Source organism: Streptomyces sp. NPDC028991, from assembly GCF_055564775.1.
This window is the reverse complement of record NZ_JBVHVP010000005.1, coordinates 93,444-119,897: the sequence shown is the minus strand read 5'-3', so window position 1 is coordinate 119,897 and position 26,454 is coordinate 93,444. Positions and strand designations below refer to the sequence as shown.

The window sequence follows — 26,454 nt, the reverse complement described above, 5'->3', positions numbered from 1 at the left end:
GGTTACAGCGCGCCCTTCGTGGAAGGCAGGATGCCGGCCGCGCGCGGGTCGCGCTCCGAGGCGTAGCGCAGGGCCCGGGCCAGCGCCTTGAACTGGCACTCCACGATGTGGTGCGCGTTGCGCCCGTACGGCACGTGCACGTGCAGCGCGATCTGCGCCTGGGCGACGAAGGACTCCAGGATGTGCCGGGTCATCGTGGTGTCGTACTCGCCGATCATCGGCGCCATCTTCTCGGGCTCGGTGTGCACGAGGTAGGGGCGGCCGGACAGGTCGACGGTGACCTGGGCGAGGGACTCGTCCAGCGGAACCGTGCAGTTGCCGAAGCGGTAGACGCCCACCTTGTCGCCGAGCGCCTGCTTGAAGGCGGCGCCCAGCGCGAGGGCGGTGTCCTCGATGGTGTGGTGGGAGTCGATGTGCAGGTCGCCGTCGGTCTTCACGGTCAGGTCGAACAGACCGTGCCGGCCGAGCTGGTCGAGCATGTGGTCGTAGAAGCCGACGCCGGTGGCGATGTCGGTCTTGCCGGTGCCGTCGAGGTCGATCTCGACGAGGACCGAGGTCTCCTTGGTGGTGCGCTCCACGCGCCCTACGCGGCTCATGCGTTCTGCTCCTTCTTCAGTTCACGGACCGCGTCGAGGAACGCGTCGTTCTCCTCCGGGGTGCCGGCGGTCACCCGCAGCCGGCCCGGTACGCCGTTGTCCCGGACCAGGACGCCCCGGTCGAGGATCTTCTGCCAGACCTCATGGGAGTCCGCGAACCGCCCGAACTGGACGAAGTTGGCGTCGGACTCGGTCACCTCGTAGCCGATGGCGCGCAGTTCGGCGACGAGCCGGTCCCGTTCGGCCTTCAGCTGCTCGACGTACTTCAGCAGCGTCTCCGTGTGCTCCAGGGCGGCCAGCGCGGTCGCCTGGGTGACGGCCGACAGGTGGTAGGGCAGTCGTACGAGCTGGACGGCGTCGACGACGGCCGGGTGCGCGGCGAGGTAGCCCAGGCGCAGGCCCGCCGCGCCGAACGCCTTCGACATCGTGCGGGAGACGACGAGGTTCGGCCGGCCCGCCAGCAGCGGCAGCAGCGAGGCGCCGTGGCTGAACTCGATGTAGGCCTCGTCCACGACGACCATGGACGGCTTCGCGGCCTGCGCCGCCTCGTAGAGGGCGAGGACCGTCTCGGCGGGGACCGCGTTGCCGGTGGGGTTGTTGGGGGTGGTGATGAAGACGACGTCCGGGCGGTGCTCGGCGATGGCCCGCTCGGCGGCGGGCACGTCGATCGTGAAGTCGTCGTGGCGCGGGCCGGAGAGCCAGCCCGTGCCGGTGCCGCGTGCGATGAGGCCGTGCATCGAGTACGACGGCTCGAAGCCGATCGCGGTACGGCCCGGCCCGCCGAAGGCCTGCAGCAGCTGCTGGATGACCTCGTTGGAGCCGTTGGCCGCCCAGACGTTGCGCACGTCCAGGGCGTGGCCGGAGGTCTCCGTCAGGTACTCGGCGAGCTTCGTGCGCAGCTCGACCGCGTCCCGGTCCGGGTAGCGGTTGAGGTGGCGGGCGGCCTCCCGGACCCGCTCGGTGATCCGCTCGACCAGCGCCTCGGGCAGCGGGTACGGGTTCTCGTTGGTGTTCAGCCGCACGGGCACGTCCAGCTGCGGCGCGCCGTAGGGGGACTTGCCGCGCAGCTCGTCCCGCACGGGGAGGTCGTCGATGCGTACGTCGGTCACTTGCCCTCGGGAACCTTCCACTCGAACCGTGCCTTGATCGCCGCGCCGTGCGCGGGCAGGTCCTCGGCCTCCGCCAGCGTCACCACGTGGTGCGCGACCTCGGCCAGCGCGTCCCGCGTGTAGTCGACGATGTGGATGCCGCGCAGGAAGGACTGCACCGACAGGCCCGAGGAGTGGCAGGCGCAGCCACCGGTGGGCAGGACGTGGTTGGACCCGGCCGCGTAGTCGCCGAGCGAGACGGGCGCCCAGGGGCCGACGAAGATCGCGCCGGCGTTCCTCACACGGTCGGCGAGGGCGGCGGCGTCGGCGGTCTGGATCTCCAGGTGCTCGGCGCCGTAGGCGTCGACGACGCGCAGGCCCTCCTCCAGGCCGTCGACCAGGACGATCGCGGACTGGCGGCCGGCGAGGGCCGGGCGGATGCGGTCCTCGACGTGCCTGGTGGCCTCGACCTGCGGCTGGAGCTCCTTCTCGACCGCGTCGGCGAGCTCGGCGGAGTCGGTGACCAGGACGGCGGCGGCCAGCGGGTCGTGCTCGGCCTGGCTGATCAGGTCGGAGGCGACGTGCACCGGGTCGGCCGTGGAGTCGGCGAGGACGGCGATCTCGGTCGGGCCGGCCTCGGCGTCGATGCCGATCCTGCCGGTGAAGTACCGCTTGGCGGCCGCGACCCAGATGTTGCCGGGGCCGGTGACCATGTTGGCGGGCGGGCAGGACTCGGTGCCGTACGCGAACATCGCGACGGCGGTGGCGCCGCCGGCCGCGTACACCTCGTCGACGCCGAGCAGGGCGCAGGCGGCGAGGATCGTGGGGTGCGGGAGCCCGTCGAACTCGGCCTGCGCCGGGGAGGCGAGCGCGATCGACTCGACACCGGCCTCCTGCGCGGGCACGACGTTCATGATCACGGACGACGGGTAGACCGAGCGTCCGCCGGGCGCGTACAGCCCGACCCGCTCGACCGGCACCCACTTCTCGGTGACCGAGCCGCCGGGCACCACCTGGGTGGTGTGGGTCGTACGGCGCTGCTCGCGGTGGACGAGACGGGCGCGGCGGACGGACTCCTCCAGGGCCGCGCGCACGGCCGGGTCGAGCTCCTCCAGCGCGCGCGTGAGCGCGGCGGCCGGGACCCGTACCCGGTCGAGCCTGACACCGTCGAACCGCTCGGCGAAGTCGATCAGCGCCGCGTCGCCACGATGATGCACGGCCTCGCAGATCGGACGCACCTTCTCCAGGGCGGCCGAGACGTCGAAGTCGGCTCGGGGCAGCAGGTCGCGCAGGGCGGGGCCCTCGGGGAGGGCGTCGCCGCGCAGATCGATTCGGGAGATCACGGAACCAATTCTCTCAGACCCGCGTCGGGCACCGTCCGCGCGTATCAATGGCTGATACAGAACGCGACGGGCCCTCGCGGGGCCGCGGCGGTCCGCGGCGGTCCGCGGCGGTCCGCGGCGGTTGGTTCTCACTTTGAGTGTTCAGATGGTCACCCAATGGGCATGAACGGTTGTACGAAGAGTGAGTGACCGGCGAGTAGTTGGGGAGGGAGTGAAGCGCCGTGACCGAGGGGGCCGGCCACCGTGACGGAGAGCTGCCGGACGACCTGACCGCCACCGAGGCGGGCATGTGGCAGGCCTTCCGGAACGGCAGCGTGTACGACCTGCGCAGCGGCGACGCGCCGGCCGACGACCCGCACGGCGGGCATGCGTGGGGTCCGGAGCGGACGGTGCGGGCCCGCATCGTGTGCTGGCTGCTTCTCGACGGTCCGCCGGCGCTCGCGGGCCGGGTGTCCTCGCTGCAGCTCGTGGGCGTGCGGATCAGCGACACGATGGATCTCGCGGGCGGCACGGTGGTGCCGTACGTCGAGCTGCGGGGCTGCCGCTTCGAGCGGGAGGTGCTGCTGCCGGAGACCCGCTTCACGACGGTGCGGCTGGTGGACTGCGCGGTGCCCCGGCTGGAGGCGGCCCGGTTGCAGACGGAGGGCGACCTGCACCTGCCGCGGTGCCGGTTCCGGTCCGGCATCCGGCTCACCGACGCGCAGATAGGCACCGACCTGCTGCTCAACCAGGCGATCGTGCACCGGGACCGCAGCGGCCGTTCCATCGCCGCGGACGGGATGACGGTCGGGCAGGACCTCCAGGCCGAGATGCTGGAGTCGTACGGCGAGGTGAGCCTGCGCAGCGCCCAGGTGGGCGTCTCGCTGAGCCTGCGCGGGGCCCGGCTCCTGAACCCGTACACACGGCACGCGCTGAATGCCCCGCAGCTGACGGTGGAGCGCACGCTGTACCTCACGCCGGCGGGCCTGGGCAGCCCGCTGCTCCGGGGCACCACCCCGGCGCAGGGCACGCGGATCCAGCGCTTCGAGTGCGAGGGCGGCGTGCGGCTGGACGACGGGCGGTTCGGCGACGCGGTCGACTTCGAGCACGCCCGGTTCACCTTCACCGACGACCAGGAGCTGTCGCTGCGCCGGGTGCAGACGCCCGAGCTGCGGTTCCTGGGCGAGCGGCCGGCGCGCGGGCGAGTGGTGCTGTCGGGGGCGCGAGTGGTCAACCTGATGGACCGGGCGGACAGCTGGCCTGGCCCCGGCCGCCTGCACATGGGCGGCTTCGCCTACGAGAACCTGGTGCCGCGGGGGCCGTTCCCGCTGGCGAAGCGGCTGCGGTGGGTGGGCGCCGCGACCGCCGAGTACAACCCGGAGCCGTACGAGCGCCTCGCCGCGGTGCTGCGGGCCGGCGGTGAGGACGAGGACGCGCGCGAGGTGCTCCTCGCCAAGCACCGCCGACGCCGCGAGAGCCTGCCGCTCGCCGCGAAGCTGGTGGGATACGCGCAGGACTGGACGGTCGCCTACGGCTACCGGCCGGGCCGGGCGGCGGTGTGGATGGCGGTGCTGTGGGCGGCCGGCTCACTCGCCTTCGCACGCGCCGACCCGCCACCGCTCAAGCGCGGCGAGCATCCGGACTGGAACCCCGCCCTCTTCGCCCTCGACCTCCTGCTGCCGGTCATCGACCTCGGCCAGGCCGGCTCCTGGCAACTCCACGACGGCTGGCAGTGGCTGGCGACGGCCCTGATCCTGCTGGGCTGGGTCCTGGCGACGACGGTCGCGGCGGGAGCGACGCGTCTGCTCCGCCGGGGCTGAGGGCTCGGGGGTCAGATTCCCGTCCCGGGCCGGGGTCCTGCAGGGGGCCGGTCCTGCACGGGGCCGTTCCCATCCGGGTCCGGCCCGGTCTCGGTTCGGCCCGATCTCGGGGCGGTCTCGGGGCGGGTCGGCCCGGTCTCGGGTCGGTCTCGGGGCGGCCCGGTCTCGGGTCGGGTCCCGGGCCGAAGCCCGGGCCGAAGACGGGTCCCGCTCCGGGTCCGGTCCTGTCGGGGCCTCCCCGCGCCCACCGAACCGTCGGCAGCCGCCGACGTCGGGAGGGCCGGCAGGGCCGCCCGCACCCGGCCGCGATTCCCGCACGGACGGTTCGGGTGGGAACCCGGACGGCCGAAGGCGGCGCCGAGCCGCACAACCATCGTGAACCGTCGGCCGTCGTACTGGCCATGCTGCGTGCCCTCCTCCGGACGGCGGCCCGGGCCCGCTCCCGGACGTCACGGCCCGCCCAAGACGACGACGTGCTCCTCGACGCCCCCGACGACCGCCTCGCCCCCGCCCTGGTCGCGGCGGCCCGCGGCGAGTACGCCCCCGCGGCCGGGCTCCTCGCCGGCACCCGCGAGAGGGCCGAATGGGAGCACCGCGACCGTTACGCGAACCGGCTGGCCGCCTTCGCGCGCTCCCGCGCCGAGTGGCTCGAGAACTGGCGCGCCACCGCCCCGGACGACCCCGACGCCCTGCTGGTCGCGGCCCGCCTGACGGTGAGCCGCCACTGGGACTCGCCGGCCCGCGCCGAACTGCTGCGCCAGGTCGCCCCCGCGGTCACGGCCGCCGCCGAGGCCGCGGGACGCGATCCGGTGCCGTGGCGGACCGCACTGGACGCCGCTCGCGGCGCGCACGCCGGACACGCGGAGTTCGAGCGGCTGTGGGCGCAGGCGGTCCGCCGCTCCCCACACCACTACGGCTGCCACGTCGCCGCCCTGGAGTACCTGGCGGCCGCCTCGCCCGCCGCCCACCGCGAGTGCCTGGACTTCGCGGAGACGGCGGCGCAGGACGCGCCCGAGGACTCGCTCGTGCGGGCGCTGCCGGTACGGGCGGCCTTCACCTGCCTGACCGCGGACGACGACGGCGTCGCGGCCGGCGCGCACCGGGCCCGCCTGGACGCGGCGGCCGACCGCGCGATCGCCCTGTCGGCGGCCCACCCGGCGGCCGACCCCTGGCCGGCGGAGCTGCGGAACCTCCTGGCGTACGTCCTGGTACGCCTGGAGCGCCATCAGGACGCGGCGGAGCAGCTGCGTCTGACCGGCCCGTACGTCACGTCGTTCCCCTGGAACCGGGACGCCGACGACCCGCTCGGCCGCTTCCTCCAGGTGCGGGCGGACGTCCGTGCCGTGGTGGCGTCCGGACCCGGGGCGACAGGTTCAGGTCATCCACGAAGTGGGCACGGCGGTCGCGTCCGCCCCGGCGACCATTAGGCTTCTGCGTCGTGACCACCGTCCGGCTTCCCCTCTTCCCCCTGAACGCGGTTCTGTTCCCGGGGCTGGTGCTCCCGCTCAACATCTTCGAGGAGCGCTATCGCGCCATGATGAGCGAGCTGCTGAAAACCCCCGAGGACGAACCGCGCCGGTTCGCCGTCGTGGCGATCCGCGACGGCTACGAGGTCGCACAGAGCGCACCCGGCCTGCCCGACCCGACGGCGACGCTGGAGCGCGGACCGACGGCCGGGTTCGGAAGCGACCCGGCGAAGGCGTTCCACAAGGTGGCCTGCATCGCGGACGCGGCGACGATCCGCGAACGTGCAGACGGCACCTTCGAGGTGCTGGCGACCGGCACGAACCGGGTGCGGCTGCTCTCGGTGGATGCCTCGGGCCCCTTCCTGACAGCCGAGCTGGAGCCGCTGTCCGAGGAACCCGGCGACGAGGCGGGGGCGCTGGCCGAGGGGGTGCTGCGGTCCTTCCGGCAGTACCAGAAGCGGCTGGCGGGAGCGCGCGAGCGGTCGCTGACGACCGGCGCCGAGCTGCCGGACGAACCGGGCGTGGTCTCGTACCTGGTCGCCGCGGCGATGATGCTGGACACGCCGACCAAGCAGCGTCTGCTCCAGGCCCCGGACACCGCTTCCCGGCTCCGGGACGAGCTGAAACTCCTTCGCGCGGAGACGGCCATCATCCGTACGCTGCCGTCGTTGCCGGCGTCGGAGCTGACGCGCGGCCCGACGAGTCTCAATTGAGGTACCGGCCCGGATGGCGAAGAAGCCGAAGAAGCAGCAGCAGTCCGGTGGCACCCCGGCGACGGTGGCCCTCGCGGCGGCCGGGGTGACGTACACGGTCCACGCCTACGACCACGATCCCGCCCACCCGTCCTACGGCGAGGAGGCGGCCGAGGCGATGGGCGTCTCGCCCGAACGGGTCTTCAAGACGCTGGTGGCGGACGTCGACGGCGCGCTGACCGTCGCCGTGGTGCCGGTGGCGGGCCAGCTGGACCTGAAGGCGCTGGCGGCCGCGGTCGGCGGCAAGCGCGCGGCGATGGCCGACCCGGCGCTGGCCGAGCGCACCACGGGCTACGTGCGGGGCGGTATCTCCCCCCTGGGCCAGCGCAAGAGGCTCCCGACGGTCCTGGACGCGTCCGCCTCGGGCCACGCCACGATCTGCGTGTCGGCGGGCCGCCGCGGTCTGGAGATCGAGCTCTCCCCCGACGATCTGGCCAGGCTGACCGACGCGGCCCTGGCGCCCGTCGGCCGCGCGTGACCCCTCGACGAACGCGCGGTTCTCGGCTAATCAGACAGGACATGTCGAAGAGAACCCGCAAACGCAGGTGGCGCACCAAAAAGGGCAAGGCCAACCATGGCCGCCGCCCCGCCTAGGGTCGTCCTCCGGAGCAGGCCGGGGGTCTACTGCACCGACTTCTCCCCGTACGGCCCCGACGGATACCGCTGAGGCCCCGGCCAGGGATCGGGCTCCGGATCCCGGGGCCCGAACAGCCCCGTCAGCCCCAGGTGGACCACCAACGCCGCCACCGACCACGCCAGCAGCGCCCCCTTGGCGCCCAGCTTCAGCGGCGCGGAGAACGTCACTCCCTTGCCGACGTCCTTCGCGTGGGCGATCACGTCCTGCGCGGGCCCCAGCCACACGCCCACCCGCCACGCCAGCAGCGACCCGAGCAGGCCGCCGACGCCCAGCGCCACCACCAGGGGCACGCCCCCGCGCCGCCGCAGCAGGAAGACGACCACGGCACTGAGCGCCCCGAACGCCAGCGCCAGCAGCGTGAACGTGCCGTCGACGCCGACCGCGTCCTCGCCTTCGGACTCCTTGAGGTAGACGATCCACTTGCCAGCGACCAGATCGCCGACCAGCGGCACGCTCGGTGCCAGCTTCCACCACAGCACACCCAGCAGCACACCGGTAAGCGCCACCACCACCGCCGTCACGACGGCCTGACGCACTTCGGTCAACATCCCGGGGCCGTCCTGTTCGCCGTGGTGGTCGTACGGGGCGCCGGACGCGGCACCCACCGCGTGCGCGCCGACGGGCGGAGGCACCGGCCCGCCCTGGTACGACGAGCGTTCGTTCGGTGGCGGTGGCGGTGTCAGAGGCGCGGTCACCCTGCCATCGTGCCAAACCCGCCTGTGCGGCGCGTCACCGGACGGCGGCCCGGCGGTACGCCCAGGTGGCGACGGCCAGCGAGATCACCCCGACCACGGCGCACACCGCGAGATCACCGAGGACGAAAGCCCAGTCGGGCCGCGGACCGAACGTGCGCGCGAATGCCTCCACGCCGTACGTCGAGGGCAGCAGATCCCGCGCCAGGCGGACCACCTCCGGCATCCGCTCGGCGGGCAGCACGCCCAGCAGCAGCGCCGCCGACATGCCGAGCTGGCCGAGCAGCGTGGCGAACTCCGGCCGGGGCGCGAGCAGGCCCAGGGCCGCCCCCAGCCCGGCGAGCGCGGCGCCGGCCAGCGGGATCACGGCCACCAGCACCCACAGATGCGTCATCGGCAGCCCGAACAGCAGGCACCCGAACACCGCCGTCACCACGGTCCCCGGCACGGTGAAGGACGCGTACGCGCCCGCCGCGCCCAGCACGACCGCGGCCGGGGGCACCGGCAGCGTCGCGTAGTGGTCGAGCCCGCCGCTGGCACGCAGCTGGCCGAAGTACTGGGCGAGGAGGTTCAGCGCCACGAAGGCGACCACGAGCACCGCGGACCCGGCGACCACCGCCTGCGCCTCGCCGCCGCCGTCCACGACCCCGCGCATCAGGATCATGATGCCGATCGACTGGAAGGTGGCCACGAACAGCAACGGGATGCGCGCGACCCGCGCCCGGGACAGCTGCGCCCGGTACACGGCCACCAGGGAAGGCCACAGCCGTGCCTTGGGTCCGAGCTCGGCCGCGCCGGCGGCGCCCTGCTCCTCGGCGGCCAGGGCACCGCCCGGCAGGACATCGGCGGGTACGACACTCACGTCGCGCTGCTTCCCTTCGTTGGGTCCTTCGAGGCTTCGGTCGGTGTCGTTCGAAGCGGTCGCCCTGACGGGTACGGACGCGGCGGCCGCTGTGCTCACCGTTTCGGCGCTCAAGCCCTCACCAGCCCCTGTCGCGCGGCGCCGCCCAGCGCCAGGTACACGTCCTCCAGGCTGGGCGTGGCGAGGGTGAAGTCGTCCAAGGCCGCGAAGGCGGCGCCGCCGGTGACGGTGGCGACGACCGCCCGGGCCTCCTCGGGAGCGAGCCGCAGCGTCCAGCGGCGCCCCGACGCGGTGGCGCGGTCGCGCAGGGCGGCGACCTCGGGGACGTGCAGCGGGGCCGTCTCCCGCCACACCAGGTCGACGCGGACCTCTCCGGCGACCTTCTCCTTGAGTCCGGAGGGCGTGTCGCAGGCGATCACCCGGCCCCGGTCGAGGACGGCGACCCGGTCCAGCACGGTCTCGGCCTCGATGACGTTGTGGGTGACGAGCAGGACGGTGGTGCCGCTCTCGGCGCGCCGCCGGTCGACGGCTCCCCACACCGCACGCCGGGCCACCGGGTCCATACCGGTGGTCGGCTCGTCCAGGACGAGCAGTGAGCGCTCCCCCACCAGCGCGGCGGCGAAGCAGGCCAGGCGGCGCTGTCCGCCGGAGAGCTTCTTGATCGGGCGGGCGGCGAGCGGGGTCAGGCCCAGCTCGTCGAGGACGGCGTCCCGCTCGGCGCGCGCCCGCCGCACTTCGAGGCCGCGCAGCCGCCCGGTGGTCTCGGCGGCGAGCGACACGGTCAGCTCGTCCAGGGCACTGGACTCCTGCCCGAGGTAGGCGAGGATCCGCGCGGCCCGCTCCGGATGGCGCACGATGTCGTGGCCGAGGATCTCCACACTGCCGCGGTCCGGCCGCATCAGCCCGGTGAGCTGGCGTACGAGAGTGGACTTGCCGGCGCCGTTCGGCCCGAGCAGTCCGAAGATCTCACCACGGCGGATCTCCAGGGCCACGTCGTCGGTGGCCCGCACCTCGGGAGTGGCCGGAACGCCGCGCCGACCGCGTACCGCCGGATACGTCTTGGTCAGTCCGCGCACCACGCACACGGCATCGCCACCGGGTCGAAGTGCCTGTGCCGCGCGCGTACTCACAAGGGACGAGAGTACGGGGTCCGTCCCTCCGCCCCGCCCTCGGGTCCGCCCATAAGTGTCGATTCAGCCGGGGAAAGCCGGGGGTGCCCCGGAGTGCCTCACTCCGCCGCCGGGGCGCGCTCGGTCGCCGTCCGGACGTCGATCTCCCGCCAGAACCCGGCCCGGATCGCGTACCGGTCGTGCTCGTCGATCTGGTCGTCCTTGTGGGCCAGCAGCCCGAAGCGGGCCGCGTAGCGCAGCAGCTCCCCGTCGACCCGGTGCGGGATGCGGGGGTACATCCCGGAGAGCTTCTGCAGGTGGCCGTGGTCGCCGAGGCGCTCCAGCCAGCGGCGGGCGAAGACCTGCCCGACCTCGTACGGGTCGCCGCCGACCGTGGTGATGTCCTCCTCGCGGTCGGCCCAGCGCTGCTCCGCCGTGGTGAGCTGGGCCAGCGTCGGCAGCGAGACGGCCTCGGGCGGCTCGGCGCCGGACCGGTCGACCCAGCCCTTGTCCGAGGACCAGCGCAGAGTGGCGGTCGGAGGGTGCGGGGCGGGCTGGGCGCCGGGGGCGCGCAGGGCGGCGAGGTCCTTGGGGGTGGGGACGCCCTTGGCGGGCGGTACGCGTTCCTCCGTGCCGTTGCGGGCGGCACTGGTCGTCGTGGGGTGCTCCGGTTCCTCGGCGCGCCGCTCGGCGGCCGCGGACAGTGCGGACTCGGGCAGCGGCGCGGAGAGGATCGCGGCGATCTCGGGGCGGGGCACGGGGGGCGGCGCGCAGATCCCGCCGAGTTCCTTGGCGCGTACGGCCTTGGTGATCCACGTACGGTCCAGGACGCGTCGTTCGTCGGCCTCGGCGACCAGGTCCTCGGACTGGTTGTAGTCGCCGTCGGCGGCCTGCACGGCCCACAGGTGGACGGCGACACCGTGTTCCTTGGCGGCCATCATGCCCGGCAGCAGGTCACCGTCGCCGGTCACCAGGACGACGTCGGAGCAGGCGCGGTTGCGGGCGAGCTCGGTCAGTTCGGCGTGCATGGCGGCGTCCACGCCCTTCTGCGCCCAACGGCCGTCACTGCGCGTGAGGGCGCCGAGCCGGACCGTGACCCTGGGCATGACCCGCAGGCGGCGGTGTTCGGGCTGCGGGACGCGGTCGGGGGCGCCGTCGAACCAGTAGATGCGCAGCAGGGGCTGCCGCGTGTCGGACTCGGCGCGATCGCGAAGCCCCTGGATGAGGGCGGCGTGATCGACGGTGATGCGCGAGCGCGAGGGCTCTCCGGCGAGGAGACTGGCGGCGGCCCCCAGCAGATACCCGGCGTCCACCAGGACGATGCAGCGGTCCACGCGATCCACCCTCTTTCCGGGAGGTTTGCTTCGGGCTTCCTTCGAGTCTGCCCGACCACGCGGAGGTTAACGGCCCGAACTCGATCTTCGGCGTGGCGTTTCCGCACCGGGCGTCCGCCTCCACGCCTGCCGCGAGCCGCGTCACGGACGGTAATTGCCCGATATGCGTTCTTTGTTGGCCTGTGTGAATCTGGTTTCGGTCCTGGTCCCCAGATCCCCCTCAGGAGGTAGATCACCATGGCCAAGAACAAGAACAACCGTGATCGTAAGCAGCCCCAGGCCGAGCGCGCCCAGCAGACGGCCGAGTCGTCCGTGATGGACCGCGAGGAGCAGCACGTCCCGCAGCTGACGCCGGGCGACGTCACCTCCCGCAAGCGGCAGAAGCGCTTCGGCCACAACTGACACCCGCGGTGCGGGCCGTTGCGGCCCGCACGCCCGAGGGGCGTACCCGGCAACGGGTACGCCCCTCGCGCACTTCGGGCACCTTGGACACTCGGGAGGCTCGGCGCCTTCGGCCGCCTCGTGCGCTCAGCCCGCCAGACAGGACGGCCCGAGCAGCACCTTCAGGTCGCCGAACAGGGCCGGGTCGGGCTTCACCCGGTGCCGGTCCAGGCGCAGCACGGTCGTCTTCGTCGGCCCCTGGAGCTTGATCCGCACCTCGCTGTCGCCCCGGTGGTGCGTGAGGATCTCGCCGAGCCGGCTGACCATCGGCGGAGTGACCCTGGTCGCCGGGATGGTGAGGACCACGGGCGCGTTGGTGCCCGCGTTGGACAGGTCGGGGACCATCAGCTCCATCGCGACCAGCCGCGGCACGTCCTCCCGCTTGTCCAGCCGCCCCTTGACGAACACCACGGCGTCCTCGACGAGTTGGGTGGACACCAGCTGGTACGTCGCCGGGAAGAACATGCACTCGATGGAACCGGCCAGGTCCTCCACGGTGGCGATCGCCCAGGCGTTGCCCTGCTTGGTCATCTTGCGCTGGAGGCCGGAGATGATGCCGCCGATGGTGACGACCGCGCCGTCGCCGAAGTCGCCGCCGGTGAGCTGGGAGATGCCCGCGTCGGCCTTGTCGGACAGCACGTGCTCCAGGCCGAAGAGCGGGTGGTCGGAGACGTAGAGACCGAGCATCTCCCGCTCCTGGGCGAGCAGATAGGTCTTGTCCCACTCGTCCTCGCCGAAGACGACGTCGAGTCCGAAGCCGGGTTCGTCGGTCGCCTCCTCGCCCATGCCGCCGAAGAGGTCGAACTGTCCCTCTGCCTCCTTGCGCTTGACCGCGACCACGTTGTCGATCATCGGTTCGTACTGCGCGGTGAGGCCCTTGCGGGTGTGGCCCATCTCGTCGAAGGCGCCGGCCTTGATCAGCGACTCCGTCGTCCGCTTGTTGCAGACGACCGCCTCCACCTTGTCCAGGTAGTCGGGGAAGGAGGCGTACTTCCCCTTGGCCTTGCGGCACCTGATGATCGACTCGACGACGTTGGTGCCGACGTTGCGCACGGCGGAGAGGCCGAAGAGGATCACGTCGTCGCCCTGCGCGGCGAAGTTCGACATGGACTCGTTGACGTTGGGCGGGAGGACCTTGATGCCCATGCGCCGGCACTCGTTCAGGTAGACGGCCGACTTGTCCTTGTCGTCCTTGACCGAGGTGAGCAGGGCGGCCATGTACTCGGCGGGGTGGTTCGCCTTGAGGTACGCCGTCCAGTACGAGACCAGTCCGTACGCGGCCGAGTGCGCCTTGTTGAAGGCGTAGCCGGCGAAGGGGACCAGCACGTCCCACAGCGCCTGGATGGCCTCGTCGCTGTAGCCCTTCTTGCGGGCGCCCTCCTGGAAGAGGACGAAGTTCTTCGCCAGTTCGTCGGGCTTCTTCTTGCCCATCACGCGGCGCAGGATGTCGGCCTCGCCGAGTGAGTAGCCCGCGATGATCTGGGCGGCCTTCTGCACCTGCTCCTGGTAGACGATCAGGCCGTGGGTGACCGCGAGGACCTCCTGGAGGGGTTCCTCCAGCTCCTTGTGGATCGGCGTGATCTCCTGGAGGCCGTTCTTGCGCAGCGCGTAGTTGGTGTGCGAGTCCATGCCCATGGGGCCGGGACGGTAGAGCGCGGAGACGGCGGAGATGTCCTCGAAGTTGTCGGGCTTCATCAGCCGCAGCAGCGAGCGCATCGGTCCGCCGTCGAACTGGAAGACGCCGAGCGTGTCGCCGCGCTGGAGCAGGTCGAAGGTCGTGGGGTCGTCCAGCGGCAGCGACAGCAGGTCGAGGTCGATGCCCTTGTTGGACTTCACCATCTTGACGGCGTCGTCCATGATCGTGAGGTTGCGCAGGCCGAGGAAGTCCATCTTCAGCAGGCCGAGCGACTCGCACTGCGGGTAGTCCCACTGCGTGATGGTCACGCCGTCGGTGTGCCGCACCCAGATCGGGGCGTGGTCGACGATGGGCTCGCTGGACATGATCACGCCGGCGGCGTGCACGCCCATCTGCCTCACCAGGCCCTCGACGCCCTTGGCGGTGTCGATGACCTTCTTCACGTCCGGCTCGTTCTCGTACATCGCGCGGATCTCGCCGGCCTCGCCGTAGCGGGGATGCGTCGGGTCCGTGATGCCGTTGAGGTCGATGCCCTTGCCGAGGACGTCGGCGGGCATCGCCTTGGTGAGGCGGTCGCCCATCGCGTACGGGTAGCCCAGCACGCGCGCGGAGTCCTTGATGGCGTTCTTCGCCTTGATCTTGCCGTACGTGCCGATCATGGCGACCTTGTCGGCGCCGTACTTCTCCGTCACGTACCTGATCACCTCGACGCGCCTGCGCTCGTCGAAGTCGATGTCGACGTCGGGCATGGAGACGCGCTCGGGGTTGAGGAACCGCTCGAAGATCAGGCCGTGCGGGATCGGGTCGAGGTCGGTGATGCCCATGGCGTACGCCACGATCGAACCGGCCGCCGAGCCTCGGCCGGGGCCGACCGCGATGCCCTGGTTCTTGGCCCACATGATGAAGTCGGCCACCACGAGGAAGTAGCCCGGGAACCCCATCTGGATGATGACGTCCATCTCGTACTCGGCCTGCTTCTGGCGGTCCTCCGGGACGCCGCCGGGGAAGCGGCGCGCCATGCCGCGGCGGACCTCCTCCTGGAACCAGGTGACCTCGGTGAAGCCCTCCGGGATGTCGAACTTCGGCATGAGGTCGCGCTTCTCGAACATGCCGTCGACGTCGACCATCTCGGCGATCAGGCGCGTGTTGGCGCAGCCCTCCTGCCAGGCGTCGGAGGAGTCGATGGCGTACATCTCGTCCGTCGACTTCAGGTAGTAGCCGGTGCCGTCGAACCGGAAGCGGTCGGGGTCGGAGAGGTTCTTGCCGGTCTGGATGCACAGCAGGGCGTCGTGGGCGGTCGCCTCGTGGGCGTAGGTGTAGTGCGAGTCGTTCGTCACCAGCGGCGGGATGCCGAGCTTCTTGCCGATCTCCAGCAGGCCGTCACGGACCCGGCGCTCGATCTCGATGCCGTGGTCCATCAGCTCCAGGAAGTAGCGGTCCTTGCCGAAGATGTCCTGGTAGTCGGCGGCCGCCTGGAGGGCCTCGTCGAAGTGGCCGAGGCGCAGCCGGGTCTGCACCTCGCCGGAGGGGCAGCCGGTGGAGGCGACGATCCCCTCGGACCACTGGGAGATCGTCTCCTTGTCCATCCGGGGCCACTTCTGCAGCCAGCCCTCGGCGTACGCGTCGGAGGAGAGCCGGAAGAGGTTGTGCAGGCCCGTCTTGTTGGTCGCCCACATCGTCTTGTGGGTGTAACCGCCCGAACCGGAGACGTCGTCCCGCTTCTGGTGCGGCTGGCCCCACTGGATCTTGCGCTTGTTGCGGCGCGACTCGGGCGCGACGTACGCCTCGATGCCGATGATCGGAGTGACCCCGGCCTTCTTCGCGGAGTGGAAGAAGTCGTACGCCCCGTGCAGGTTGCCGTGGTCGGACATGGCGATGTGCGACATGCCCATCTCATTGCAGGCGTCGAACATGTCCTTCAGCCGCGCGGCACCGTCCAGCAGCGAGTACTGGGTGTGGACGTGCAGGTGCGTGAACGGCGGCTTGGACACGTTCGGCCTCCTGGGAGAACTGTGGGCGACGGGCCGGCGGCGGGCTGCGGTCGGTCCGGGGGGTCAGCGTCGAAGTCTATGCCCCGCCACTGACACTCCGAGGGCTTCCCCGCGTACCTTCGGAGAGCGGGTCCGCGTGCCGGGGCGGGCCCCGGGCGCGGGCACTCCCGTCCCCCTTCGAACGTTGGTCCGAGTGGAGATCCGCTCCACTCGTCACGCACCACCCGCACCAGGAGGCACCAGGCATGTCGGTCCCGCAGCTCAACGAGGAGCGCGGCGAGGAGATCCTCGCCGTCTTCGACACCGCCTTCGGCCAGCTGCTGGCCGCGGACCCGGCGGCGTTCCGCGTGAAGTTCCGGAAGATGGCTGCCTCGGCCTTCGCGTTCTACCGCGGCACCGCCTGCCTCTTTTACCACGATTTGACCGTGGACCAGGAGTTCGGTTCGCCGAGCGGCGGCCCGTACCTGGACGAGCGGACCTCCCGGGTGTGGATCCACGGCGACCTGCACGCCGAGAACTTCGGCACGTACATGGACTCCACCGGCCGGCTGATCTTCAACGTCAACGACTTCGACGAGGCCTACGTCGGCCCCTTCACCTGGGACCTCAAGCGCTTCGCCGCCTCCGTCGCGCTGATCGGGTACGCGAAGGCGCTCGGCGACGAGCAGATCACCGAGCTGGTACGGGTGTACGCGGACGCCTACCGCGAGCGGATCCACGCCCTGGCCACCGGCGCCAAGAGCGACGAGGTGCCGCCGTTCACGCTGGACACCGCGGACGGACCGCTGCTGGGCGCGCTGCGCGTGGCCCGCTCCCTGACCCGCTTCGGGCTGCTGGAGTCGATGACCGAGATCCGCGACTTCGAGCGCCGCTTCGCCCCGGGCGGCGGCGCCATCGAGCTGGACGCGGCCACGCGCTACAAGGTGCTCGCGGCCTTCGACGGCTACCTGGAGACACTCCCGGAGTCGTCCCTGGCCCGCCCCGACTCCTACCGCGTGAAGGACGTCGTCGGCCGCCGCGGCATCGGCATCGGGTCGGCCGGCCTGCCCTCGTACAACATCCTCCTCGAGGGCAACAGCGACGCCCTGGAGAACGACGTCGTGATCTACATCAAGCAGGCCCAGACCCCGGCGGTCTCCCGGCACATCACCGACCAGGGCATCCGGGACTACTTCCAGCACGAGGGCCACCGCACGGTGATCTCCCAGCGCGCCCTCCAGGCGCACGCCGACCCGTGGCTGGGCTGGACCGAGCTGGACGGATCGGGCCAGCTGGTCGCCGAGGTCTCGCCGTACGCCGTCGACCTGGACTGGGGCGACATCGACGACCCGGAGGAGATCGCCGAGGTCGTCGCCGACCTGGGCCGGGCCACGGCCGCCATGCACGCGGCGGCGGACGACCAGTCCGGGGAGTCCCTGGTGCCCTTCTCCACCGAGCGGGCCATCGACGCGGCGATCGCCGCCGACGAGGAGGGTTTCGCACCCCTGCTGGTCGACTTCGCGCACCGGTACGGCGCACGCGCGCGCGGCGACCACCAGACCTTCGTCGACCTGTTCCGCAACGGACGCATTCCGGGTCTGTAACCGTCGGCTCTCTCACAGGAATCCTTTAGGGGTCCCTTACCGGACCCCATGACACACTCTTCAATCGCTATGGACATATCCGGAACCCCGCTCAGAGCCGTACGCGCGGCGCTGTTCACGGCACTCGTCGTGACGCTCAGCACCGCGTCGCACGTGCTGCTGTCCGGGGTTCCGCTGCCGCTGCCCACGGTGGCCGCGGTCGCCGCCGCCGTGTTCCTGATCGCGTACGCCCTGGCCGGGCGGCGCGAGCGCGGCTTCGGGCGGATCGCCGCCCTGCTGATCCCGCTGGAGCTGGCCGCCGACACCGTCTTCACCACCGGCCAGCACGTCTGCTACGGCAGGGCGGGCGGCCCGGTCGCGGGCCCGCTGCGCTCCGTCGGCTTCGACGTGCTGTGCGGCGACGGGACCGGCGTCCACGCCGGTGTCGCCGCCCCGCTGACCCGGGTGACCGGCGCCGAGACCGACCGGCTGGCGACCGTGCTGGCCGACGCCGACCCCGCGACCGCCTGGCTGCTGCTCGGCGCGCACGTCGGCGTCGGTCTGCTGGCGGCCGCCTGGCTGCGGCGCGGCGAGCGGGCGCTGGCCCAGTTGCTGAGCGCGGTGGCCGCGACCACTTTCCGGCCGCTGCTGCTCGCCGTCTCGGCCGTGAGCGTGCGCCGGGCACCGGCCGTGCACCGCCCGGCCGCCCCGGCCCGCCGCACCACCGGCGCCCGCGAGCGGATCCTCACGCACTCCCTGGGGCGGCGCGGGCCGCCGTGCCCGGTCGCCTGCGTGTGACACACCGCCGAGCGTGTGCCACACCACCGAGCACCGGCAGTCCCCCATACGTATCCGCACACCCCGGTGTGCGCGTCCCCGGAGAGATCATCACCATGAGCAAGCGGAACAGCCAGGCGGCGAAGTCGGCGGCCCGTGAGCGCCTGCGCCAGGAGCGCGAGCGCCAGGCCAAGCGCGACAAGGTCAAGCGGCAGAGCATCGTGGCCGCCTCCATCGTCGGCGTGCTGGCGATAGCCGGCGGCATCAGTTACGCCGTCGTGCAGAGCAACCAGCCCTCGGGGTGGGACAAGGCCGCCGACGCCAAGGTGGTGGCCCCGGCCAACACCTCCGGCAAGAACGGCACCACGGTCACCCTCGGCGACTCCAAGAGCGACAACGTCGTCCACCTCTACGAGGACCCGCGCTGCCCGGGCTGCGCCAACTTCGAGCAGACCATCGGCGAGGCCGTCAACAAGGGCATGGAGGACGGCACCTACAAGCTCTCCTTCACGATCGGCACCTTCCTCGACGGGAACCTCGGCGGCGAGGGCTCGAAGAACGCGCTGAGCGCGCTCGGCGCCGCGCTGAACGTCAGCCCCGACGCGTTCATCGACTACAAGACCGCGCTGTACTCCTCCGAGTTCCACCCGGAGGAGTCGACCGACAAGTTCGCCAAGGACGACTACCTGATCAAGGTGGCGAACTCGGTCGACGCCCTGAAGAACAACAAGAAGTTCCAGGACGCCGTGGAGAAGGGCACCTACGACGCCTGGGCGATGAAGATGAGCGACGCCTTCCAGAAGGCCGAGGGCGTCGAGTCGACGCCGACCGTCAAGATCAACGACAAGGTGATCGAGACCCCGGGCAGCGACGCCGAGTGGCAGAAGGCGCTCAAGGACGCGGGCGTCACCAAGTAACGAAGAACGGCGAACGGGCGGGCGAACTTTGGCGAGTTCACCCGCCCGCACGCTTACCGATCAGTAATCTGATCGTCCGTGACCAGTCGACACAGATCATCCGAGAGCACCTCCCCGTCGTCCGCCGACGGCGCGAACACCCGCACCCCGAGCCGCCGGACGGTCGTCAGGGCCGCGGCCGCCGGCGCCGTCCTGGCCGCCCCGCTCGCCGCGGCGCTGCCCGCCGGTGCCGCCGGCGCCGCCCCCGCCTTCCTGCACGGCGTCGCGTCCGGCGATCCGCTGCCCGACGGCGTCCTGCTGTGGACCCGGGTGACCCCGACGCCCGAGGCGATACCGGGCTCGGGCATCGGCCCGGACACCCACGTGAGCTGGGTCGTCGCCACGGACAAGGCGTTCACGAACGTCGTCGCCAAGGGGTCCACCACGGCGACGGCCGCCTCGGACCACACCGTCAAGGCGGACATCCGGGGCCTCGCGCCCGCCACGGACTACTGGTTCCGCTTCTCCGCCGGTCCCACCGACTCCCCCGCCGCCCGCACCCGCACCGCCCCCGCGGCCGACGCCGCCGTCCCGGGCCTGCGCTTCGGCGTGGTCTCCTGCGCCAACTGGGAGGCCGGCCACTTCTCGTCGTACCGGCATCTCGCGGCCCGGGGCGACCTGGACGCCTGGCTGCATCTGGGCGACTACATCTACGAGTACGGCACCGGCGAGTACGGCACCCGCGACACCGTCGTACGGCCGCACGCGCCCGCCCACGAGATCATCACGCTCGCCGACTACCGCGCCCGGCACGCCCGGTACAAGACCGACCCCGACCTCCGGGCGCTGCACGCCGCGGCGCCGGTCGTGGCGATCTGGGACGATCACGAGATCGCCAACGACGCCTGGTCGGGCGGCGCCGAGAACCACACCGAGGGCGCCGAGGGCACCTGGGCGGCACGTCAGGCCGCGGCCAAGCAGGCCTACTTCGAGTGGATGCCGGTCCGTCCCGCGATCGCCGGCACCACCTACCGCAGGCTGCGCTTCGGCAAGTTGGCCGACCTGTCGCTGCTGGACCTGCGCTCCTTCCGCTCGCAGCAGGTGGCGCTCGGCAACGGCGACGTCGACGACCCGGAGCGCACCCTCACCGGCCGCGCCCAACTCGACTGGCTGAAGGCCGGGCTCACCTCCTCCGACACCACCTGGCGGCTGGTCGGCAACTCGGTGATGATCTCGCCGTTCGCCGTCGGCTCGATCCCCGCCGAGCTGCTGAAGCCGCTCGCCGAGCTGCTCGGCCTGCCCAAGGAGGGCCTCGCCCTCAACACCGACCAGTGGGACGGGTACACGGACGACCGCCGCGAACTGCTGGCACACCTGCGCGCGGGTGCCATCCGCAACACGGTGTTCCTGACCGGTGACATCCACATGGCGTGGGCCAACGACGTGCCGTACAACGCCGCCACGTACCCCCTGTCGGCCTCGGCCGCCACGGAGTTCGTCGTCACCTCGGTGACCTCCGACAACCTCGACGACATCGTGAAGGTCCCCGAGGGCACCGTCTCGGCGATCGCGGCGCCGGTCATCCGGGCCGCGAACCGGCACGTCCGCTGGGTCGACACCGACCGGCACGGCTACGGCGTGCTGGACATCACCGCGGACCGGACGCAGATGGACTACTACGTCGTCTCCGACCGCACCGACCCGGACGCCACGTCCAAGTGGGCCCGTTCGTACCGCACCCGCAGCGGTACCCAGCGGGTCGAGCGCGTCTACGCCCCGGTCTGACCCCCGTCGCCGGGAGCGTCCTGCGCCCGAAGCGTGTCGAGGAAGCCGAGCGCCACCCGCCAGGTGGCCTCGGCCGCCTCCTCGTCGTAGTCCGGCAGGCCGGGGTCGGTGTAGAGGTGACCGGCCCCGGCGTATCTGTAGACCTCGACGTCGGCGCCGACCCGGCCCATCTGGAGATACCAGGCGCTGAGCCAGTCGTCCGTCTCGAAGGCGTCCGGCTCGGCGACGTGCAGCTGGACCGGCAGGTCGTCGACCGAGGCGTTGGCCGCGATGTCCGAGGTGCCGTGCAGGAGCAGCAGCCCACGCGACCGGTGGTCGCCGAGGGCGAGGGTCTGCGCGATGGAGGCGCCGAGCGAGAACCCCGCGTACACCAGCCCCCGCTCCGAATAGGGGGCGGCGGCCAGCACGGCCCGCTTCAGCAGCTCCTCCTTGCCGATCTCCTCCTGGTGGGCCATGCCCTCCTCGACCGTGTCGAACGTCCGGCCCTCGAAGAGATCGGGTGTCCAGACCTGGTGCCCGGCGTCGCGCAGCCGGTCGGCCGCCTGCCGCACCGCGGGCCTCGGACCGAGGGTCGAGTGAAAGAGCACGATGTTCATGAGGCCATGGTGCCAGCCGGGTACGACAACGCGGTGCGCGGCGATTCCCGGGACGGGACGGAAGTCACAGGTTCACAGCGTGGCGCGGGCGGTTACGTTCGAGGGCATGGAGACCATACTCCGCCCGATGATCGTGGTCGGCGGCTCCGTCCTGCTGACCCTGGTCATCGGATGGGCCACCGACCTGCTGCTGCGCAAGGCCGACGGACGGCACCCCGAGACACCGCTGTGGGGGCTCTTGCGCCGCGCCCGCATCCCGTACCAGCTCCTCCTGTGCGCGGCCCTGCTGAGAGGGTCGTACGTCGAGGCCCGCGTCTTCCCCGACCACCAGGAGGGGGTCGGCCGGACGCTGACGCTGGTGCTGATCGGCTCGGCGGCCTGGATGGTGATCCGGATCGCCGCGGCCGTCGTCGAGACGTCGTACTCCCGCTACGCGCACGCGCACGCGCAGCGGGACCCGGCCCGGGTGCGGCGGGTGCGTACCCAGGTGTCGCTGATCATGCGGGTGCTCTCGGCGATCGTCGGGGTGGTCGCCGTGTCGGCGATGCTGCTGACGTTCCCGGCGATGCGCGCGGCGGGCGCATCGCTGCTGGCCTCGGCCGGCATCCTCGGCATCGTCGCCGGTGTGGCCGCGCAGTCCACGCTCAGCAACATGTTCGCCGGATTCCAGATCGCCTTCGGCGACATGGTGCGGATGGGCGACACGGTCGTGGTGGACGGGGAGTGGGGCACCGTCGAGGAGATCACGCTCACGTTCCTGACCGTGCGCACCTGGGACGAACGCCGGATCACCATGCCGGTGTCGTACTTCACGTCCAAGCCGTTCGAGAACTGGTCGCGCGGCAGCCCGCAGATGACCGGGACCGTCTTCTGGCACCTCGACCACTCGGCACCGCTGGATGCGATGCGGGAGCGGCTGCGCGACATCCTGCGCGAGTGCCCGGCCTGGGACGGCCGCGACTACAACCTGACCGTCACGGACACCACCCCGAACACCATGCAGGTGCGGGCCCTGGCGACGGCCAAGGACGCGGACGACGTCTGGACGGTGCGGGTCACCGTCCGCGAGGGGATGATCCGCTGGCTCGCCGACGAGCACCCGCACGCCCTGCCCCGGGTCAACACCGCGGACGCGGTCCTGCGCCCGTCCCGCGACGGCGTGCACCGCCCCCGCCGCGCCCCCGACGGATCCCCCCGCCGCTTCCCGGAACATCCGTCGAAGAGCTTGTGACCGCGAGGCCGGCGGGTCGCCTCAGCGCAGGCTGCGCACGTCCAGGTGGCGCAGGACCCGGTCGACGATCTCCGGGTCGGCGCCGGGTTCGCTGCGCGCCGCCAGCACCTCGTGGCGGGCGGCACTCAGCATGTCGGCCTGGATCCGGCGGACACGCTTGACCCGTCGCGCCCGCTGCTCCTGGGCCTCCCGTCGCTCCTCGTCCCCGAGGTCCGGGCTGATGCGTACGCCGATGTCGTAGGCCCGCCGCAGCATCTGCTCGGACAGCTCGTCCGGCAGTTCCTCGACCGACTCGATCTCCTTCAGCCGCTGCTTGGCCGCCTTGGCCGCCCGTACCGCCAGCTCCTTCTCGTAGGCCTTCTCCCGTTCGGTGTCCGCCCGCACGCCGAGCCGGCCCACCAGCCAGGGCAGCGTCAGCCCCTGCAGGAGCAGCGTGACCAGGATCACCCCGAAGGCGACGAAGACGATCTCCTCCCGGTTGGGGAAGGCCGCCCCGTCGTCCGTCTCCAGCGGAATCGCCAGGGCCAGCGCCACGGAGGCGACGCCCCGCATCCCCGCCCACCACATGATGACGGTCTCCCGCCAGCTCGTCGGGATGTCCTCGTCGTGGTCCCGCCTGGCGTGCAGCCGTTGGGTCAGCCAGGTGGCCGGCAGCAGCCACAGCAGGCGCACCAGAATGACCACGGCGCTGATCGCCGCCGCCCAGCCGAGCAGCTCCGTCCACCGGCCGGAGGCCGTGCGGATCGCGTTGTGCAGCTCCAGTCCGATCAGCCCGAAGGCGACCCCGGTGACGAGCGTGTCGACGACGTCCCAGACGGTGTGCCCGGCGAGCCGGCTCATCACGTCGTCGGCGTCGGAGGCGTACTCCGCGAGGAACATCGCGGTGGTGAGCACGGCGAGCACCCCGGAGCCGTGCAGTTCGTCGGCCAGGACGTAGCTCACGAACGGCACCAGCAGGGTCAGCCCGATCTGCAGCGTCGGGTCCCCCAGCACCCCCAGGAGCTTGTTGGAGCCCCAGCCCAGCGCGAGCCCCACGGCCACCGCGACGACCGCGGACAGCACCAGGTCGAGCCCTGCCTCCCAGGGCGAGAACGTGCCGCTGACCGCCGCTGCGATGGCCACGTGGTACAGCACGATGGCCGTGACGTCGTTGAACAGCCCCTCGCCCTCCAGGATGGAGACCAGGCGGCGCGGCAGCCCCAGTTGCCCGGCGACGGCGGTCGCCGCGACCGGGTCGGGCGGAGCCACCAGCGCGCCCAGCGCGAAGGCGGCGGCGATCGGCAGTCCCGGCACGATCGCGTGGGCCACGGCGGCCACGCAGGTCATGGTGACGAAGACCAGCGCGACCGCCAGCAGGAAGATCGGGCGCTTGTTGGCCGCGAACTGCCGCCAGGACGTGCGCCGCACGGCCGCGTACAGCAGCGGCGGCAGCAGCGCGGGCAGGATGATCTCGGGCGGGATGTCGACGTTGGGCACGAACTCGAGCAGCGCCAGGACGATCCCGAGGACCGTCATCAGCACCGGCGCCGGCAGCCCGAGCCGGGCACCGAGGGGGACGCTCAGCAGGGCCCCGAGCAGCAGCATGAACAGCAGGGCCAACTGATCCACGGTCAGCGCTCCGGCGGGGTCTAGGGGCTGTCGATCACACGGCGGGCCTCAAGCCTGCCACGTCACCGGCCCCACCAGCCCCTTCGGCACTTTCGCCTACAGGGCGCGCCGCATCGCGCGGTGGGGGATCCCGGCGTCGGGGAACTCGGGCCCGTACGCCTCGTACCCCAGTCGCTCGTAGAAACCCAGGGCGTGGGTCTGCGCGTGCAGGTCCACCGCGGTGAGTCCACGCGCGCGTGCCGCCTCCTCGACGGCCCGCACCAAGGCGGCCCCGACGCCCAGTCCGCGGGCCGACGCGGTCACTGCGAGCCGGCCCAGGGAGCCGACGGCCGGGCCGCCGTCGCCGTTCCTCGCCGCGGCGGCCTCGCCGTGCAGCAGGCGTCCGGTGCCGAGCGGGACACCGTCCGCCCGGACCGCCAGGACGTGCACGGCGTCGGCGTCGTGGGCGTCGTACTCGATGTCCTCGGGGACCTTCTGCTCGACGACGAAGACGTCCTTGCGCACCGCGAAGCACATCTCCCGGTCGCCGGGGCCCTCGGCGACGCGCACCTCGTACGACGGCACCCGCGACGGCGCGGCACTCATCCGTAGGTCTCCTCGCGGACCAGGTCCAGGGCCTGCTGGAGGTCCTCCGGGTAGTCGCTGGCGTACTCGACCCACTGGCCGTCGCCGGGGTGCTCGAAGCCGAGCCGCACGGCGTGCAGCCACTGGCGGGTGAGGCGCAGCCGCTTGGCGAGCGTGGGGTCGGCGCCGTACGTCAGGTCGCCGACGCAGGGGTGGCGGTGGGCGGCCATGTGGACGCGGATCTGGTGGGTGCGGCCGGTCTCCAGCTTCACGTCGAGCAGGGAGGCGGCGCGGAAGGCCTCGATGAGGTCGTAGTGCGTGACGGAGGGCTTGCCCTCGGCGGTGACGGCCCACTTGTAGTCGTGCTGGGGGTGGCGGCCGATGGGGGCGTCGATGGTGCCGCTGGTCGGGTCGGGGTGGCCCTGCACGAGCGTGTGGTAGCGCTTGTCGACCGTGCGCTCCTTGAACTGGCGCTTGAGCGAGGTGTACGCCCGCTCCGACTTGGCCACCGCCATCAGACCGGAGGTGCCCACGTCGAGGCGGTGCACGATGCCCTGCCGCTCGGCGGCACCGGAGGTGGAGACGCGGTACCCGGCGGCGGCCAGTCCGCCGATGACGGTCGGGCCGCTCCAGCCCGGGGACGGGTGCGCGGCGACGCCGACCGGCTTGACGACGACGACCACGTCGTCGTCGTCGTGCACGATCTCCATGCCCTCGACGGGCTCGGCGACCACCTGCACGGGCGCCGGCGCCTGCGGCATCTCGACCTCGAGCCAGGCGCCGCCGTGGACGCGCTCGGACTTGCCGACCACCGATCCGTCGACCTGCACCTTGCCCGCCGCGGCGAGCTCCGCGGCCTTGGTACGGGAGAAGCCGAACATGCGGGAGATGGCGGCGTCGACGCGCTCGCCCTCCAGGCCGTCGGGTACGGGCAGGGTACGGATCTCGGGAATCGTGCTCACCCGTCGAGTATGCCGGACGGGCCGGACACTCCCGACCGCGCGCTCGATCCTTGTGGACGGTCAGCCCTTGTGGACGGTCAGTCCTTGTGGACGGTCAGTCCTTGTGGACGGTCCCGTCCGGGTCCAGGCCCCGGAAGGAGAGGATCACGATCAGGATGCCGCCGCAGACGATCGCCGAGTCGGCGAGGTTGAAGACGGCGAAGTGCTTGGGCGCGATGAAGTCCACGACCGCGCCCTCGAAGACGCCGGGCGAGCGGAAGATCCGGTCGGTGAGGTTGCCGAGGGCACCGCCGAGCAGCATGCCGAGCGCGATCGCCCACGGCAGGCTGTAGAGCTTGCGCGCGAGGCGGGCGATCACGACGATCACGGCCGCCGCGATCACCGTGAAGATCACGGTGAAGGCCTCGCCGAAGCCGAAGGCCGCGCCCGCGTTGCGGATCGCCACGAACCGCAGCCAGTCCCCGACGATCTCGATGGGTTCCTGGTGCTCCAGCTTGGCGACCACGATCATCTTGCTGACCAGGTCGAGGAGGTAAGCGAACGCGGCGACCGCGAACAGCACGGCGATACGCCGCTTGCCCCGGGGACGCTCCGGGGGCTGCTCCTGCTCGGCACCGGGCTGCTCCCGCTCCTGCCCGTCCCCCGCCGCGTCCGGGGTGTCCGGCGTACCGATGATGCGCTCCGCCTCTGCCACGTGAGTCCCTCGACCTAGGTACCTGACTGAGGA

General features: G+C 71.9%; 24 protein-coding genes. 11 read left to right on the top strand and 13 right to left on the bottom strand.

Annotated features, from left to right (window positions below; genetic code table 11):
* Positions 1-2 precede the first annotated feature (2 nt).
* From hisB to hisD, 3 genes are read right to left on the bottom strand one after another with little or no spacing between them, the layout of a single operon-like run.
* Positions 3-596, bottom strand: a complete 594-nt coding sequence (gene hisB, locus ACZ4V1_RS13175) for an imidazoleglycerol-phosphate dehydratase HisB (protein WP_031031032.1) — start codon at positions 594-596, stop codon at positions 3-5.
* On the bottom strand, positions 593-1,705 hold the full coding sequence (locus ACZ4V1_RS13170; RefSeq protein WP_468333845.1) for a histidinol-phosphate transaminase: 1,113 nt from the start codon (positions 1,703-1,705) through the stop codon (positions 593-595). Before ACZ4V1_RS13170 ends, hisB begins: the two co-directional genes overlap by 4 nt.
* A complete protein-coding gene (hisD, locus tag ACZ4V1_RS13165; RefSeq protein ID WP_468333842.1) occupies positions 1,702-3,027 on the bottom strand; it encodes a histidinol dehydrogenase in 1,326 nt (441 codons plus the stop codon). Before hisD ends, ACZ4V1_RS13170 begins: the two co-directional genes overlap by 4 nt.
* 221 nt (positions 3,028-3,248) lie before the next feature.
* On the opposite strand from hisD, the gene ACZ4V1_RS13160 reads away from it, so the two are divergent.
* The 5 genes from ACZ4V1_RS13160 to ACZ4V1_RS13140 all read left to right on the top strand — a co-directional run bounded on the left by ACZ4V1_RS13160 (position 3,249) and on the right by ACZ4V1_RS13140 (position 7,638).
* The gene (locus ACZ4V1_RS13160) at positions 3,249-4,826 is read left to right on the top strand and encodes an oxidoreductase (protein ID WP_468333839.1); all 1,578 of its coding nucleotides are present in this window, start codon (positions 3,249-3,251) and stop codon (positions 4,824-4,826) included.
* Positions 4,827-5,227: 401 nt separating this feature from the next.
* Positions 5,228-6,253, top strand: coding sequence for a hypothetical protein (locus ACZ4V1_RS13155; protein ID WP_468334816.1), 1,026 nt, complete (start codon positions 5,228-5,230; stop codon positions 6,251-6,253).
* An 11-nt stretch (positions 6,254-6,264) separates the two neighbouring features.
* Positions 6,265-7,005, top strand: a complete 741-nt coding sequence (locus tag ACZ4V1_RS13150) for an LON peptidase substrate-binding domain-containing protein (RefSeq protein WP_468333836.1) — start codon at positions 6,265-6,267, stop codon at positions 7,003-7,005.
* Between the two features lie 13 nt (positions 7,006-7,018).
* Positions 7,019-7,522, top strand: coding sequence for a Cys-tRNA(Pro) deacylase (gene ybaK / locus ACZ4V1_RS13145; RefSeq protein ID WP_468333833.1), 504 nt, complete (start codon positions 7,019-7,021; stop codon positions 7,520-7,522).
* Positions 7,523-7,563: 41 nt separating this feature from the next.
* Positions 7,564-7,638 carry a 50S ribosomal protein bL37 gene (locus ACZ4V1_RS13140; protein ID WP_468334813.1) on the top strand — a complete coding sequence of 25 codons (75 nt, stop codon included), beginning with the start codon at positions 7,564-7,566 and terminating at the stop codon, positions 7,636-7,638.
* Positions 7,639-7,665: 27 nt separating this feature from the next.
* Here ACZ4V1_RS13140 and ACZ4V1_RS13135 read toward each other — a convergent pair whose 3' ends face one another.
* From ACZ4V1_RS13135 to ACZ4V1_RS13120, 4 genes are all read right to left on the bottom strand, one after another.
* The gene (locus tag ACZ4V1_RS13135; protein ID WP_468333830.1) at positions 7,666-8,376 is read right to left on the bottom strand and encodes an AAA family ATPase; all 711 of its coding nucleotides are present in this window, start codon (positions 8,374-8,376) and stop codon (positions 7,666-7,668) included.
* 34 nt (positions 8,377-8,410) lie between these two features.
* The gene (locus tag ACZ4V1_RS13130; RefSeq protein ID WP_468333827.1) at positions 8,411-9,235 is read right to left on the bottom strand and encodes an ABC transporter permease; all 825 of its coding nucleotides are present in this window, start codon (positions 9,233-9,235) and stop codon (positions 8,411-8,413) included.
* A 110-nt stretch (positions 9,236-9,345) separates the two neighbouring features.
* Positions 9,346-10,320 (bottom strand): ABC transporter ATP-binding protein, encoded by a 975-nt coding sequence (locus ACZ4V1_RS13125; RefSeq protein WP_468334810.1) that lies wholly within the window; start codon positions 10,318-10,320, stop codon positions 9,346-9,348.
* Positions 10,321-10,463: 143 nt separating this feature from the next.
* Entirely contained in the window at positions 10,464-11,678 is a 1,215-nt protein-coding gene (locus ACZ4V1_RS13120; RefSeq protein WP_468333824.1) for an NYN domain-containing protein, read from the bottom strand.
* Between the two features lie 237 nt (positions 11,679-11,915).
* On the opposite strand from ACZ4V1_RS13120, the gene ACZ4V1_RS13115 reads away from it, so the two are divergent.
* Entirely contained in the window at positions 11,916-12,080 is a 165-nt protein-coding gene (locus ACZ4V1_RS13115; protein ID WP_468333821.1) for a hypothetical protein, read from the top strand.
* Between the two features lie 126 nt (positions 12,081-12,206).
* Here ACZ4V1_RS13115 and dnaE read toward each other — a convergent pair whose 3' ends face one another.
* Positions 12,207-15,746 (bottom strand): DNA polymerase III subunit alpha, encoded by a 3,540-nt coding sequence (gene dnaE / locus ACZ4V1_RS13110; RefSeq protein WP_468333818.1) that lies wholly within the window; start codon positions 15,744-15,746, stop codon positions 12,207-12,209.
* Positions 15,747-15,991: 245 nt separating this feature from the next.
* On the opposite strand from dnaE, the gene ACZ4V1_RS13105 reads away from it, so the two are divergent.
* From ACZ4V1_RS13105 to ACZ4V1_RS13090, 4 genes are all read left to right on the top strand, one after another.
* On the top strand, positions 15,992-17,329 hold the full coding sequence (locus ACZ4V1_RS13105; RefSeq protein WP_468333815.1) for a DUF2252 domain-containing protein: 1,338 nt from the start codon (positions 15,992-15,994) through the stop codon (positions 17,327-17,329).
* 69 nt (positions 17,330-17,398) lie between these two features.
* Entirely contained in the window at positions 17,399-18,106 is a 708-nt protein-coding gene (locus ACZ4V1_RS13100) for a hypothetical protein (protein WP_468333812.1), read from the top strand.
* Positions 18,107-18,201: 95 nt separating this feature from the next.
* Positions 18,202-19,002, top strand: a complete 801-nt coding sequence (locus tag ACZ4V1_RS13095) for a DsbA family protein (protein WP_468333809.1) — start codon at positions 18,202-18,204, stop codon at positions 19,000-19,002.
* Positions 19,003-19,080: 78 nt separating this feature from the next.
* The gene (locus ACZ4V1_RS13090; protein WP_468333806.1) at positions 19,081-20,766 is read left to right on the top strand and encodes an alkaline phosphatase D family protein; all 1,686 of its coding nucleotides are present in this window, start codon (positions 19,081-19,083) and stop codon (positions 20,764-20,766) included.
* Here ACZ4V1_RS13090 and ACZ4V1_RS13085 read toward each other — a convergent pair.
* Positions 20,751-21,362 (bottom strand): dienelactone hydrolase family protein, encoded by a 612-nt coding sequence (locus ACZ4V1_RS13085; RefSeq protein WP_468333803.1) that lies wholly within the window; start codon positions 21,360-21,362, stop codon positions 20,751-20,753. The genes ACZ4V1_RS13090 and ACZ4V1_RS13085 overlap by 16 nt on opposite strands.
* A 106-nt stretch (positions 21,363-21,468) precedes the next feature.
* Here ACZ4V1_RS13085 and ACZ4V1_RS13080 point away from each other — a divergent pair, with 106 nt between their 5' ends.
* Positions 21,469-22,593, top strand: a complete 1,125-nt coding sequence (locus tag ACZ4V1_RS13080) for a mechanosensitive ion channel family protein (protein WP_468333799.1) — start codon at positions 21,469-21,471, stop codon at positions 22,591-22,593.
* Between the two features lie 21 nt (positions 22,594-22,614).
* On the opposite strand, the gene ACZ4V1_RS13075 is transcribed toward ACZ4V1_RS13080, so the two are convergent.
* The 4 genes from ACZ4V1_RS13075 to lspA all read right to left on the bottom strand — a co-directional run bounded on the left by ACZ4V1_RS13075 (position 22,615) and on the right by lspA (position 26,421).
* The gene (locus ACZ4V1_RS13075) at positions 22,615-24,201 is read right to left on the bottom strand and encodes a Na+/H+ antiporter (protein WP_468333796.1); all 1,587 of its coding nucleotides are present in this window, start codon (positions 24,199-24,201) and stop codon (positions 22,615-22,617) included.
* Positions 24,202-24,297: 96 nt separating this feature from the next.
* Complete coding sequence (locus ACZ4V1_RS13070) at positions 24,298-24,786, bottom strand: GNAT family N-acetyltransferase (protein ID WP_468333793.1); 489 nt, start codon at positions 24,784-24,786, stop codon at positions 24,298-24,300.
* Positions 24,783-25,727 carry an RluA family pseudouridine synthase gene (locus tag ACZ4V1_RS13065; protein ID WP_468333790.1) on the bottom strand — a complete coding sequence of 315 codons (945 nt, stop codon included), beginning with the start codon at positions 25,725-25,727 and terminating at the stop codon, positions 24,783-24,785. Before ACZ4V1_RS13065 ends, ACZ4V1_RS13070 begins: the two co-directional genes overlap by 4 nt.
* A gap of 94 nt (positions 25,728-25,821) precedes the next feature.
* Complete coding sequence (lspA, locus tag ACZ4V1_RS13060) at positions 25,822-26,421, bottom strand: signal peptidase II (protein ID WP_468333787.1); 600 nt, start codon at positions 26,419-26,421, stop codon at positions 25,822-25,824.
* Between the last annotated feature and the right edge of the window lie 33 nt (positions 26,422-26,454).